Consider the following 13,184-nt stretch of genomic DNA (forward strand, 5'->3'; position numbering starts at 1 on the left):
CGATTACTCCTGAGTCCGGGCGAGGTGGGCGTGCAAACGGGCGATGGTGCCTGGCAGCTCATGGGGCTGGTGGGCGAACAGGTCCGGGTGCTCGGGATTGAGGCTCAGGTAGTCGCGGTTTTCCAGGGCGCGTTGGCATTCGCTGCGGGTGAGGATTTCCAGGGAGTAGACCCAGTTGGCCATGATCAACAGGGCCGAGTAGTGGCCGGCGAGGGTGGTCGAGGTGCAGGCGTCGCTGACCAGGCGAATGTGGTAACCCAGGGCGAAGGCGTCGAACACCGTGGTCAGCACGCAGACATCGGTGAGTACGCCGCAGATGGTCAGCGTGTGAACGTCCAGCGCCTTGAGCCGGGCATCCAGGTCGGTACGGTGGAAGGCGCTGTAGCGGCCTTTATCGATCACCGTTTCAGCGGGCTGCGGGGCCAGGCTCTCGATGATCTCCACCTGGCGGGTGCCGGCGCGATAACCGCTGGGGCCGCCGTCGGGCGCGCGGGGTTCGCCGGGCGGCAGGTCGCTGCCATCGGCTGGATTGACATGACGGGTATAGAGGATCGGGACCCGCTGCTGGCGGGCGGTTTCGAGAAGGAAGGCCGTGTTGGCCACCACCGAGTCGAAGTGTTCGAGGACGAAGCCGTCCTCCTGTTGCATGTCGATGATCAACAGTGCGTTTTTATTGTTCATGGAGCAAACCTGATCATGGCCGGACGCGGTAGCGTCCCGAAGCACAATGCAGCGCAAGCGCGAGGCTATCGCCTGACGTTCGGCTACGTGGATTCCTGTTCGGGTGGGCTCAGTGAACTATTTGCCAGAAGCCGTTCTGCTTGGCGGTAACGCTGGCGCGCAGGCGCTTGAAATGCAGGTGCGAAGACGTCCAGCCACCGCGCAGGTAAGCCCGCGCGGCGCTGGAGGGAAGGGCGAGTGATTGGAGACGACCATTGGACATGGGAATCGACCCTTGTAGGAGCGAGCTTGCTCGCGAAGAGGGCAGCTCATTCAACATCGATGGCGACGGACCTGACGCTTTCGCGAGCAAGCCCGCTCCCACAGGACAACGCGGTCATTCAGATGGCGCGCGTTATCGTTGGCGTCCAACGCGAGCAAGCTTGCTCCTACCGGAACGCCGGAACCACGTGCTTGATAAACAGCTCCAGGGACTTTTTCTTCTCGGCGTGCGGCAGGCTGTTGTCGCACCAGAAACTGAACTCGTCGACGCCCAGTTCCTGATAGTACTTGATGCGCGGGATGATTTCTTCCGGGGTGCCGATCATGGCGGTCTTGTGCAGGCTCTCCAGTTCGAACTCCGGGCGGCCGGCGAATTTCTCTTCCGGGCTGGGCTCCAGGAAGCCGTTGACCGGGGTTACCTTGTTGCCGAACCAGGCATCGAAAGTGCGGTAGAACCTGGCGATGGCCTTGGCCCCGACTTTCCAGCCTTCGGGATTGTCGGCCGAGTGCACGTGGGTATGACGCAGCACCATCAATTGCGGGCGCGGCACGTCCGGGTTGTTGTCCAGGGCGGCCTGGAATTTGTTCTTCAGGTCGAGGACTTCTTCGTCGCCTTTCATCAGCGGCGTGACCATCACGTTGCAGCCATTGGCGACGGCGAAGTTGTGCGAGTCCGGGTCACGGGCGGCGATCCACATCGGCGGGTTCGGCTTCTGGATCGGCTTGGGCACGCTGGTGGACGTCGGGAATTTCCAGATGTCGCCGTCATGGGCGTAGTCGCCTTGCCACAGGGCACGCACCACCGGAACCATTTCCCGCAATGCCTGGCCGCCAGAGGAGGCGGGCATGCCGCCGGCCATGCGGTCGAATTCAACCTGGTAAGCGCCACGGGCCAGGCCCACTTCCATGCGCCCGTTGCTGATGACGTCCAGCAGCGCGCATTCACCGGCGACCCGGATCGGGTGCCAGAACGGCGCGATGATGGTGCCGGCGCCCAGGTGAATGGTGGTGGTCTTGCCGGCCAGGTAGGCCAGCAGCGGCATCGGGCTTGGCGAAATGGTGTATTCCATGGCGTGGTGTTCACCGATCCATACGGTGCTGAAACCACCGGCCTCGGCCATCAGCGTCAGTTCGGTCAAGTCTTCGAACAACTGGCGGTGGCTGACGCTTTCGTCCCAACGTTCCATGTGTACGAACAGGGAAAATTTCATGACGCTACCTCGAATCTCTTGTGGTCGACCCGTCGACTGCGGGGCTGTTGATTATTGGTATACCATAATACGATATTGATGCAACAATTTTAAGATCAGAAGATCGCAGCCTGCGGCAGCTCCTACACAGGCGGTGATCTTTTGCCTGTAAGTGTCAGGCCAGAACGGGCAAGGCACCCATCTTGCCGTGGCAATACACCAGCGGCCCGGCGTTCTGCCGGGGCACGATCAGGTTCTTCACCGCGCCGACCATGATCGCGTGATCGCCCCCTTCATATTCGCGCCACAACTCGCATTCGATGACCGCCGTGGCGTTGGCCAGGATCGGGTTGCCCAGCTCGCTCAACGTCCACTCGATGCCCTGCGCCTTGTCCTTGCCCTTGCGGGCGAAGGCATAGGCTTCGCTCTGCTGGCCGCCGGACAGTACGTGAATGGCAAAGCGCTTGTTCCTGATCAGGACAGGGTAGGAGTCGGAGCTGTAGTTGGGGCAGAACAACACCAGGGCCGGGTCCATCGACAGCGAGCTGAAGGCGCTGGCGGTCAGGCCGACGATCTGGCCGTCGTCATCGAGTGTGGTGATCACGCAGACGCCGGACGGGAACGAGCCCATGACTTGTTTGTAGATGGCGGCATCGATCATTGGACTGTCCTCGGGAGTGGAACGTGGTTTTTATGAGTTTGTAGGTCTGATGGTATACCGTAATACATCGTTTGCAAGGTCTTTTTCGGTGAACCGATAAACGTAGGGTCGTCGTCGGAACCTCAATGTTTACGGGGCTTCAAGCGGGTCATGAACGCTGAGTGGTGGGCAGGATGGCGGATCAGATGGGCATTCGAAGACCGGATCAGTCTTGTGAAAATGTTGGAATACCATAATATGGTGCGCATCTGAGGGGCGACCACAGAGTCCCCCCGGTTTGGCTTCATACAAAGATAAGAACAGACAAACTCGAGTTCATGCATATGTCCCAGATGTCCCGGCAAGACCCGTTGATCGAGAATCACACGGTCGATTACGTTCCACTCGCAGAGCGCCACGGGAAGGCCCGCGATCTTTTCACTCTATGGTTCAGCACTAACATTGCGCCGCTGCCCATCGTGACGGGTGCCATGGTGGTCCAGGTGTTCCACCTCGACCTGTTCTGGGGCTTGCTGGCGATTGCCCTCGGGCATATGGTCGGCGGGCTGGTGATTGCCCTGGCATCGGCCCAGGGGCCGCGCATGGGCATTCCGCAAATGGTCCAGAGCCGGGGTCAGTTTGGGCGCTATGGCGCTTTGCTGATCGTGTTCTTCGCCGCACTGATCTACGTCGGTTTCTTCATCTCCAACATCGTCCTGGCGGGCAAGTCGATTGTCGGCATCGCACCGTCGGTGCCAGTGCCGGCGAGCATCCTGATCGGCGCTCTGAGCGCCACGGCGATCGGTGTGATCGGTTACCGCTTCATCCACTCACTCAACCGCATCGGCACCTGGGTCATGGGCAGCGCCTTGCTCGCCGGCTTCCTCTACATCTTCGCCCATGACCTGCCGGCGGACTTTTTCACCCGCGGCGGTTTCAACTTGTCCGGCTGGTTGGCCACGGTGTCCCTGGGGATCATCTGGCAGATCAGCTTTTCGCCCTACGTGTCGGACTACTCGCGCTACCTGCCGGCCGACATCGGCATCGCCAAGCCGTTCTGGGCCACCTACCTGGGGGCAACCCTGGGCACGATCCTGTCCTTCACCTTCGGCGCGGTGGCTGTACTGGCGACCCCGGAAGGCACCGAAGCAATGGCTGCGGTGAAGCAATCCACCGGCTGGCTGGGGCCGATCCTGATGGTGCTGTTCCTGCTCAACATCATCAGCCACAACGCCTTGAATCTGTATGGCGCAGTGCTGTCGATCATCACCTCGATCCAGACCTTCGCCAGTCAGTGGACGCCGAGCATCAAGGTGCGTGTGGTGTTGTCGACCGTGGTGCTGGTGGGCTGCTGTGTGGTGGCGCTGGGCGCTTCGGCGGACTTCATCTCGCAGTTCATCGGGCTGATCCTGGCGTTGCTGCTGGTGCTGGTGCCCTGGGCTTCGATCAACCTGATCGACTTCTATGTGATCAAGCGCGGGTCCTATGACATAACCTCGATCTTCCGTGCGGATGGCGGGATTTATGGGCGCTACAATCTGCATGCGATCGTCGCGTATTTCATCGGGATTGTTGTGCAGCTGCCGTTTGCCAATACGTCGTTGTATGTCGGGCCTTATGCCAATCTGGTCGAGGGTGCGGACTTGTCGTGGCTGGTGGGATTGGTGGTGACTTGTCCGCTCTACTATTGCCTGGCTACCCGTGGGCGGGCTGAGCGGAGTCGGGCTTCTAAGTTGGGTTATACCGATTGATGGTTTTTGTTTGTCTGGAATGCCCGGCTTTTGGCCGGGCATTTTTGTTTTGCTCGTAAACATATCCGGATTGCTACCTGATCGCGGCTATACACGATCTACTGTAGGAGCCGGCTTGCCGGCGATGGCGGCCTGACAACCGACCCATCTCCCACGGCCGTCCCCAATCTACTGTAGGAGCTGGCTTGCCAGCGAAGGCGTCCTGACAGACGACCCATCTCTCACGGCCGTCCCCAATCTACTGTAGGAGCTGGCTTGCCAGCGAAGGCGGCCTCACAACCGACCCATCTCTCGCGGCCCTACCCGATCTACTGTGGGAGCTGGCCTGCCGGCGATGGCGGCCTGACAGCCGACCTATTGTTTGGTGTTGGAGTACATATCCATTCCTGCGGTAACGGCCACCTATGGCGCACCTCCTACCTGTAGGAGCGAGCTTGCTCGCGAAAAACGTCCGAAATACGCGGTCCCACAGACAGCTCGCGTCATCGTTGACGACCATCGCTGCGCTACGGCGACCGACAAGCCAGCTCCTACAGGGGCGTTCACTTGAGATCAGGTCGGCTGTCAGGCCGCCATCGCCGGCAGGCCAGCTCCCACAGTAGATCGGGTACGGCCGCGAGAGATGGGGGTGGCTGTCAGGCCGCCATCGCCGGCAGGCCAGCTCCCACAGTAGATCGGGTACGGCCGCGAGAGATGGGGGTGGCTGTCAGGCCGCCATCGCCGGCAGGCCAGCTCCTACAATAGATCGGGTACGACCGCGAGAGATGGGGTGGCTGTCAGGACGCCATCGCTGGCAGGCCGGCTCACACAAGGTTTTGCGGTACTGCAGCAATGGATATGTACGCCAAAAAAAAGGGCCACCGCAACCCGACGTTGCGGCGACCCGAGGGTGATACTCAATTAACGGCCCAGAGGAACCTCAAGGCATCAATGCGCCCCTGCAGCCTTGTTCAAATCACTCTCCGCCCACTCGGTATAAACACAAGCATCCGCAGTCGCCCAACGCACCCGCACCGGATCACCCGCCTGCATCGGCATGCCCGCCGCAGAAAGCGCCTTGACGGTCATCGACGTACCACCCGAAGTCACCACGCTGCACGTCTGGCTTTCACCCAGGAACAACACCTCCACCACCTTGGCCGTCACTTCATTCCAGCCCGCGGCCAGCGATTCCTGGGCGGCTTGCTCGATGCTCAGGGCCAAGGCCTTTTCCGGCCGCACCATCAACAGTACATCCTGATCGGTTTGCAGCCCGGCCGTCAGGCGGATCGACAACGGCTGCCCTTCGAACGAAGCCACCGCGTTGCCCTGGGCCTTGAGCTTGAGGAAGTTCGAGTTGCCGAGGAACGAGGCGACAAAGGCGTTCGGCGGGTTCTGGTACAGGTCATAACCGCTGCCCAGGCCGACGATCTTGCCGTGGCTGAAGATGGCGATGCGCTGGGACAGGCGCATGGCTTCTTCCTGGTCGTGGGTCACGTAGACGATGGTGATGCCCAGGCGCCGATGCAGCTGGCGCAGTTCGTCCTGCAAGTCTTCACGCAGTTTCTTGTCCAGTGCGCCCAGCGGTTCGTCCATCAGCAGGATGCGTGGTTCGTAGACCAGCGCCCGGGCGATGGCGACACGTTGCTGCTGGCCGCCGGAGAGTTGCGAAGGGCGGCGATGGGCGAATTGCTCGAGCTGCACCAGCTTGAGCATGGCATCGACCCGACGTTCACGCTCGGCGGTGGCCAGTTTGCGGATCGCCAACGGGAAGGCGATGTTGTCGCGCACAGAAAGATGCGGGAACAGCGAGTAGCGCTGGAACACCATGCCGATGTCACGCTTGTGCGGCGGTACGTTCACCAGTGACTGGCCATTGACCAGGATCTCGCCGCTGCTCGGGGTTTCAAAACCGGCGAGCATCGACAGGGTGGTACTTTTGCCCGAGCCGCTGGAGCCGAGGAAGGTGAGGAATTCACCGTCCTTGATGTCCAGCGAGATGTCGTCCACGGCGGCAAAGTCGCCGTAGTATTTGTTCAGGTTGCGCAGGCTCACCAGGGGCTTGTCATTTTGCTGCGCGGAATCTTTGATCACTGCACTCATGTCGTACTCCTGCGCTTAGGCGCTGATTTCGTTACGCCGGCGCAGTGCGGCGGCGATCACCATGACCAGTACCGAGAGGCCGATCAGCAGCGTCGAGGCGACGGCGATCACGGGCGTCAGGTCCTGGCGCAGGGTGGTCCACATTTTCACGGGAAGGGTTTGCAGGGTCGGGCTGGCCATCATCACGCTCAGCACCACCTCATCCCATGAGACGAGGAAGGCGAAGAGGGCGCCGGCCACCATGCCCGGACGGATCGCCGGGAAGGTCACCTTGAACACCGCCTGCAGGCGCGAGGCACCGCAGATCACCGCGGCATCTTCGATCGACTGGTCGAACAGCTTCAGCGAGTTGATGATCGAAATGATGGTGAACGGCAACGCGACGATCACGTGGCTGACCACGAACGCGAACATGGTCCCGGTGTAGCCCAGTTTTAGGAACAGCGCGTACACCGCCACGGCAATGATCACCAGCGGCACGATCATTGGCAGGGTGAACAGGCCGTAGAGCATTTCCCGGCCCGGGAAGCGCCCGCGCACCAGGGCGAAGGCGGTCGGCAGGCCCAGGGCCACGGCGAAGAACGTGGTCAATACCGCGACCTTGAGGCTGGCCATGGCCGCGTTCATCCAGTCGGCGTTGGAGAAAAACTGGCCGTACCATTTCAGCGTCCAGCCCGGTGGCGGGAACACCAGCCATTGCGACGAGCCGAACGACAGCAGGACGATGAACACGATCGGCAACAACAGGAACAGACCGATCAGCCCGGTGGTGGCATACAGGCCAAAGCGCATCCGGCGGCTCATGGCATTGGGGGTCAGGAGCATGACGGCTTACCTCGCGTTGCTGGCGCCAACCGGGGATTCCGGCTGAAGCTTCAGGTAGAAGTAGAACAGCACCAGCGTGATCACGATCAGCAACGCGGCACCGGCGCTCGCCAGGCCCCAATTGAGGAACGACTGCACCTGCTGGATGATGAACTCGGGCAGCATCATGTTCTGCGCACCGCCCAGCAACGCTGGCGTCACGTAGTAACCAAGGGACATCACGAACACCATCAAGCCGCCGGAGAACAGCCCCGGCCGGCACAGCGGCAGGAACACCCGGAAGAAGTTGGTCCAGGGACTCGCGCCGCAGATCGAGCCGGCCTGCAGGATCATCGGGTCGATGGCCTGCATGGTCGCCTGCAGAGGCAGCACGATGAACGGGATCATGATGTAGCTCATGCCGATCACCACGCCGGTGAGGTTATGCACCATCTCCAGCGGTTGATCGATGATGCCCATGGCCATCAGCGCCTTGTTGATCACCCCGGAGGCTTGCAGCAACACCAGCCAGGAATAGGTGCGGGCGAGGAGGCTGGTCCACATCGACAACAGCACGATGTTGAGGATCCAGCGACCCCAGCCGCGGGGCACCAGGGTGATCGCCCAGGCCAGCGGGAAACCCAGCAGCAGGCTGAACAGCGTCACCAGGCCGGCCACCGAGAAGGTGTTGAGCAAGACCCGGGCATAGGCCGAGTTGGCGAACAGTTGCTCGTAGTTGCCCAGCCCAGGCACAGGCTCCAGCACGCCGCGCAGCAGCAGGCCGATCAGGGGTGCCAGGAAGAACAGGCCGAGGAACAGCAGGGCGGGGATCAGGTTGCTCGATCCGCGCCAGCGTTGCGCCAGGGTCGGGGTTTGCGTCATCGCAGCGGCCTTGCCGGCAGCGCCAAGGGCGCTCCCGACGGGCGAGGATGGACGGGACGCAGTTGCCGTCATTTTCATTTGACCAGCCATTCGTTCCACCGTGTCGCGATAGCAGGACCGTTCTTGGCCCAGTAGGCGAAATCAAGAGTGATTTGATCCTTGGCGTAGGCCGTCGGCAGGTTCGGGGCCAGCTCCGAGTCCAGGCGCGCCACGCTGTCGACGTTGACCGGGGCGTAGGCGGTCAGGTTGGAGAAGTCGGCCTGGCCCTTGGCACTGCTGGCATTGGCCAGGAACTTCATCGCCGCGTCCTTGTTCTTCGAACCCTTTGGAATGACCAGGATGTCGGCCATGACCAGGTTCTGTTTCCAGCTCACGCCGACCGGTGCACCGTCTTCCTGCAGGGCATGAATGCGACCGTTCCAGAACTGGCCCATGCTCGCTTCACCGGAGGCCAACAGCTGTTGCGACTGCGCGCCGCCACCCCACCAGACAATGTCTTTCTTGATGGTGTCGAGTTTCTTGAAGGCGCGGTCCAGGTCCAGCGGGTAGAGCTTGTCGGCGGCGACGCCATCGGCCAGCAGCGCCAGTTCGAGCACGCCAGGGCTTGGCCATTTGTAGAGGGCGCGTTTGCCGGGGAAGGTCTTGGTATCGAACAGCGAGGACCAGTCCTGGGGTTTGTTGGCACCCAGCTTGCCTTCGTTGTAGCCGAGGACGAAGGAGAAGAAGAACGAGCCGACGCCGTGATCGGAAACGAAGCGCGGGTCGATCTTGTCGCGATCGATGACTTTGAAATCGAGGGGTTCGAGCAGGCCTTCGGCGGCGGCGCGCAAGGCGAAGTCGGCTTCGACGTCGACCACGTCCCACTGCACGTTGCCGCTTTCGACCATGGCCTTGAGCTTGCCGTAGTCGGTAGGGCCATCCTGGACCACGGTGATACCGGTGGACTTGCTGAACGGATCGGCCCAGGCCTGCTTCTGTGCATCCTGAGTGCTACCGCCCCAGCTGACGAAGTTGACGCTTTCGGCCGCCATAACCACATGACTGGCCGTGGCCAGCAAGCCGGCGAACAGTACTGCGGTTGCACGTTTGTTCAACACCATTTTCACGCCCTCATTTGTTGTGTTTTTGAGCGGGCTTGGTAGTGCCCGCCTATCGGGAGCAGTAGGTCCATCTGGCCTTGAAAGGCGACCGGGCCAAGGGCTGTTGTGGGTGCTTTCCCTGTCGGGTGCGCTTGGCTGAATCGCCCGGTCTATGGAATATCATATTATGGTATTCCAAACTTTGTGCAAGCACTTTGCCTTACCGGCTATCAGCCAAAAATGCTTTTTTATTGCAGAACTCGAATCTGTAGAACGACGCACCCCCTGTAGGAGCTGGCTTGCCAGCGAAGGACTCACATACACCGCGTTTATCCAGAAAACACCGGTTATCGTTGACGATCATCGCTGCGATGCGGCGACCCGACAAGCCAGCTCCTACAGGGGGGCATCATTCATTCAATGAGCGGGATGCTCTCCACCACTTCCAGGTCATACCCGGTCAGCCCTGCATATTTCAACGGCGGCCCAAGATGCCGCAGCTTGCCGACGCCAAGGTTCTGCAGGATCTGTGCCCCGGTACCGACTTCCGAATAGATCCGTGACTGCGAACGGCTGAATTGCCGCGGCGCCTGGGTCAGTTGCGGCACTCGCTCCAGCAACGCTTGCGAGGATTCGTGGTTGGCCAGCACCACCACCACGCCGCGACCTTCCTGCGCCACGCGCTGCAATGCGGCCCATAACGTCCAGTTGGAAGGCCCGCTGTACTCGGCGCCCACCAGATCGCGCAACGGGTCGATTACGTGCACGCGCACCAGCGTCGCTTCATCGCGGCGCAGATCACCCATGACCATTGCCATGTGGACACCGCCTTCGATGCGATCCTCAAAGGTGATCAGACGAAAGGTGCCATGCACCGTCGGCAGCTCGCGCTCGCCGATGCGCACCACCGTATGCTCGGTACTTAAACGATAGTGGATCAGGTCGGCGATGGTGCCGATCTTGATCCCGTGCTTGCGCGCGAACACTTCCAGGTCCGGGCGGCGAGCCATGGTGCCGTCATCGTTCATCACTTCGACGATCACCGAGGCGGGGGTGAAGCCGGCCAGGCGAGCCAGGTCGCAACCGGCCTCGGTATGACCGGCGCGGGTCAGTACGCCGCCTTCCCGCGCGCGCAGCGGGAAGATGTGCCCGGGCTGCACAATATCGGTGGCACTCGCGCCCTCGGCGACGGCGGCGGCCACGGTGCGTGCGCGGTCGGCAGCGGAGATGCCGGTGGTGACGCCAACCGCCGCTTCGATCGACACAGTGAACGCGGTGCTGAACACGCTGCCATTGCTCGGCACCATCTGCTCCAGGCCCAGGCGCTGGCAATGCTCGTCGGTCAGGGTCAGGCAGATCAGGCCGCGCGCTTCACGGGCCATGAAGCTGATGGCTTCGGCGCTGCAACGGTCGGCGGCCAGCAACAGGTCGCCTTCGTTTTCCCGGTCCTCGTCGTCCACCAGGAGCACCATCTTGCCCTGGCGGTAGTCTTCGATGATTTCTTCGATGCTGTTGAAGGCCATGTAAGGATTCTCGGTGTTTGATGGAGACATATTGTGGTATACCATAATACACAACAACCACAGAGGTCACTATGAAGGCGTACTGGATTGCTCACGTGGATATCACCGACCCCGATCAATACAGCCAATACACCCAGCGGGCCCCGAAGGCGTTTGCCGAATACGGGGGTCGGATATTGGCGCGCGGCGGACGCAGCGAAGCGATGGAAGGTCGGCCGACGCCGCAACGCAGCGTGGTGATCGAGTTTGACTCGTACGAGCAGGCGTTGGCCTGTTATCGATCCGAGCTGTATCAGGAGGCGAAAGGGCACCGCGAAGGCGTGGCGCGGGCCGAGGTGATCATTGTCGAGGGCGTGGCACCGCTCTGACAAACACCACATCACCCTGTAGGAGCTGGCTTGCCAGCGAAGGCGTCCGCGAGGCCTGCGCAATACTCAAGGACGCCTTCGCCGGCAAGCCAGCTCCTACAAGGGATGGCGGAATATCGGAGGTTTTCGCTAGCGGATGAAATGGATCTTGCCGGTGTCGTCGTTACCGATATAGATCCCGTAGACCCCGGCCTGGCGCTCCTCGATATAACGTTCGAGGATCTGCCGGATCGCCGGGTAATAGATGCTGTCCCAGGGAATGTCCTCAGGCGCGAAGAATTTGTAGTCGAGGGTTTCCGGCCCGTATTGCCCGGTGATCTCCAGCGCGATGGCGCGGAAGATGATGTACACCTCGCAGATTGTAGGCACGCTGAAGATCGAGTAGGGCGAGAGGATCTCCGCGCGCACGCCGCTCTCTTCCCAGACTTCGCGCAGCGCCGCCTGCTCGGTGGTTTCGCCACCTTCCATGAAGCCCGCCGGCAAGGTCCAGGTGCCGGGGCGCGGGGGGATGGCGCGTTGGCACAGCAGGTACTTGCCGTCCTGTTCGATGATGCAGCCGGCGATGATTTTCGGATTAACGTAGTGGATATAGCCGCAGACGCGGCACATCAGGCGCTCGTGCGTATCGCCCGGGGGCAGTTGTGACTTGAGGTCATTGCTGCCGCACTTTGGACAATAGCTCGGGCTGAACATGATCAACGACCTATGCGAGGTTCTTTGAGTGCGATGGGCTGGGTGATCTCGGGGATCGCCCCGGTCTCTTCCTGCTTGCGCTTGAGGTAATCAAGGGCGACGGTGGCGGCGGCGCGCACGTGGTCGACGCACGCCTGGTGAGCGGCCAGGGGATCACCGCTCTTGATCGCCTCGACCATGCGTTCCATTTCCTGGTTGCTGGCGCCGCGACGGTTCTGCTGGGACACCGAAGTCGCCCGCAGATAGCTGATGCGCGCCTGCAACTGACGCAACTGGGTCGCGGCGACATGGTTGCCGGAGCCTTCGAGCAGTACGTCGTAGAAGCCCTGGACGGAGTCGATGACCTGCTGCAGCTCGCCTTCCTTCAAGGCCTGGCGGTTTTCTTCCAGGGCCTTTTCCAGGGCCTTGATGTCCTTGGCCTTGGCCCGCAGGGTGAACAGCTGGACGATCAGGCCCTCGAGTACGCAACGCAGCTCATAGATATCGACGGCATCGGCCAGGGTGATGATCGCCACCCGCGGGCCCTTGGCGTCGGCGAACTCCACCAGGCCTTCGGATTCCAGGTGACGCAAGGCTTCGCGCACCGAGGTGCGGCTCACGCCCAGGCGATCGCACAGATCGCGTTCGACCAGTCGATCTCCCGGCAGGAGCTGGAAGTTCATGATGGCGCTTCGCAGTTTATCCAGCACGATTTCGCGCAGGGTAACGGGGTTGCGATTGACCTTGAAGCTGTCGTCGAGTGGCAGGCGTTTCATGGGGTCCGCTCTAGAATGTGGCTGTCCATGCAAAACGGGCACCGTCCGTGCTCGTTCAGTTCAAACAGCCGAGGGGTTAACTTGAGGCCTCGGCATCGGCTTCGGCGAATGCTTCCCGGGCGAGCCGGAAACTGTCGACGGCAGCGGGAACACCGCAATATATGCCGACCTGAAGCAGAATTTCGCGTATTTGCTCACGACTCAGGCCGTTACGCAAGGCGCCGCGCACATGCAGCTTGAGTTCGTGCGGGCGGTTGAGGGCCGAGATCATCGCCAGGTTGATCATGCTGCGCTCCTTGAGCGACAAACCCTCGCGGCCCCAGACGTGGCCCCAGCAGTACTCGGTGACCATCTCCTGCAGGGGACGGGTGAAGTCGTCGGCGTTCTCGATGGAGCGATTCACATAGGCTTCGCCCAGCACCTGGGTACGTATCTTGAGGCCTTTTTCGTATTTTTCGTTGCTCATTTCGATGAT

General features: G+C 61.3%; 14 protein-coding genes. 2 read left to right on the top strand and 12 right to left on the bottom strand.

The features are described from left to right. Positions 1 to 3 precede the first annotated feature (3 nt). From ACM6I6_RS16845 to ACM6I6_RS16860, 4 genes are all read right to left on the bottom strand, one after another. Positions 4 to 681 (bottom strand): isochorismatase family cysteine hydrolase, encoded by a 678-nt coding sequence (locus ACM6I6_RS16845; RefSeq protein WP_414920280.1) that lies wholly within the window; start codon positions 679 to 681, stop codon positions 4 to 6. A 109-nt stretch (positions 682 to 790) separates the two neighbouring features. Further along, complete coding sequence (locus tag ACM6I6_RS16850; RefSeq protein ID WP_162837834.1) at positions 791 to 943, bottom strand: hypothetical protein; 153 nt, start codon at positions 941 to 943, stop codon at positions 791 to 793. Between the two features lie 166 nt (positions 944 to 1,109). Next, positions 1,110 to 2,153 carry an LLM class flavin-dependent oxidoreductase gene (locus ACM6I6_RS16855; RefSeq protein WP_274077865.1) on the bottom strand — a complete coding sequence of 348 codons (1,044 nt, stop codon included), beginning with the start codon at positions 2,151 to 2,153 and terminating at the stop codon, positions 1,110 to 1,112. Positions 2,154 to 2,307: 154 nt separating this feature from the next. Further along, positions 2,308 to 2,793, bottom strand: a complete 486-nt coding sequence (locus ACM6I6_RS16860) for a flavin reductase family protein (RefSeq protein ID WP_274077866.1) — start codon at positions 2,791 to 2,793, stop codon at positions 2,308 to 2,310. Between the two features lie 323 nt (positions 2,794 to 3,116). Between ACM6I6_RS16860 and ACM6I6_RS16865 the strand changes: the two genes are divergently transcribed. Continuing rightward, a complete protein-coding gene (locus ACM6I6_RS16865) occupies positions 3,117 to 4,523 on the top strand; it encodes a purine-cytosine permease family protein (RefSeq protein WP_323629164.1) in 1,407 nt (468 codons plus the stop codon). 927 nt (positions 4,524 to 5,450) lie between these two features. Here the strand turns inward: ACM6I6_RS16865 and ACM6I6_RS16870 are convergent. From ACM6I6_RS16870 to ribBA, 5 genes are all read right to left on the bottom strand, one after another. Then, positions 5,451 to 6,605: an ABC transporter ATP-binding protein gene (locus ACM6I6_RS16870; protein WP_414920281.1), complete on the bottom strand. Its 1,155-nt coding sequence runs from the start codon at positions 6,603 to 6,605 to the stop codon at positions 5,451 to 5,453. 15 nt (positions 6,606 to 6,620) lie between these two features. Beyond that, entirely contained in the window at positions 6,621 to 7,430 is an 810-nt protein-coding gene (locus ACM6I6_RS16875) for an ABC transporter permease (RefSeq protein ID WP_007976227.1), read from the bottom strand. Positions 7,431 to 7,436: 6 nt separating this feature from the next. After that, positions 7,437 to 8,369, bottom strand: coding sequence for an ABC transporter permease (locus ACM6I6_RS16880; protein ID WP_323607483.1), 933 nt, complete (start codon positions 8,367 to 8,369; stop codon positions 7,437 to 7,439). Beyond that, entirely contained in the window at positions 8,366 to 9,391 is a 1,026-nt protein-coding gene (locus tag ACM6I6_RS16885) for an ABC transporter substrate-binding protein (protein ID WP_414920282.1), read from the bottom strand. Before ACM6I6_RS16885 ends, ACM6I6_RS16880 begins: the two co-directional genes overlap by 4 nt. 392 nt (positions 9,392 to 9,783) lie before the next feature. Further along, positions 9,784 to 10,893, bottom strand: a complete 1,110-nt coding sequence (ribBA, locus tag ACM6I6_RS16890; RefSeq protein WP_414920283.1) for a bifunctional 3,4-dihydroxy-2-butanone-4-phosphate synthase/GTP cyclohydrolase II — start codon at positions 10,891 to 10,893, stop codon at positions 9,784 to 9,786. Between the two features lie 71 nt (positions 10,894 to 10,964). Here ribBA and ACM6I6_RS16895 point away from each other — a divergent pair, with 71 nt between their 5' ends. Beyond that, complete coding sequence (locus ACM6I6_RS16895) at positions 10,965 to 11,261, top strand: DUF1330 domain-containing protein (RefSeq protein ID WP_323629157.1); 297 nt, start codon at positions 10,965 to 10,967, stop codon at positions 11,259 to 11,261. A 129-nt stretch (positions 11,262 to 11,390) separates the two neighbouring features. Here ACM6I6_RS16895 and ACM6I6_RS16900 read toward each other — a convergent pair whose 3' ends face one another. From ACM6I6_RS16900 to ACM6I6_RS16910, 3 genes are all read right to left on the bottom strand, one after another. Beyond that, the gene (locus tag ACM6I6_RS16900) at positions 11,391 to 11,954 is read right to left on the bottom strand and encodes an NUDIX hydrolase (RefSeq protein ID WP_274077873.1); all 564 of its coding nucleotides are present in this window, start codon (positions 11,952 to 11,954) and stop codon (positions 11,391 to 11,393) included. A 2-nt stretch (positions 11,955 to 11,956) separates the two neighbouring features. After that, positions 11,957 to 12,709, bottom strand: coding sequence for a GntR family transcriptional regulator (locus ACM6I6_RS16905; RefSeq protein WP_046817510.1), 753 nt, complete (start codon positions 12,707 to 12,709; stop codon positions 11,957 to 11,959). A gap of 76 nt (positions 12,710 to 12,785) precedes the next feature. Next, positions 12,786 to 13,175, bottom strand: coding sequence for a carboxymuconolactone decarboxylase family protein (locus ACM6I6_RS16910; protein WP_008059553.1), 390 nt, complete (start codon positions 13,173 to 13,175; stop codon positions 12,786 to 12,788). Positions 13,176 to 13,184: the final 9 nt, after the last annotated feature.

The organism is Pseudomonas sp. IT-P218, from assembly GCF_949767605.1.
Taxonomy (GTDB): domain Bacteria; phylum Pseudomonadota; class Gammaproteobacteria; order Pseudomonadales; family Pseudomonadaceae; genus Aquipseudomonas; species Aquipseudomonas putida_AE.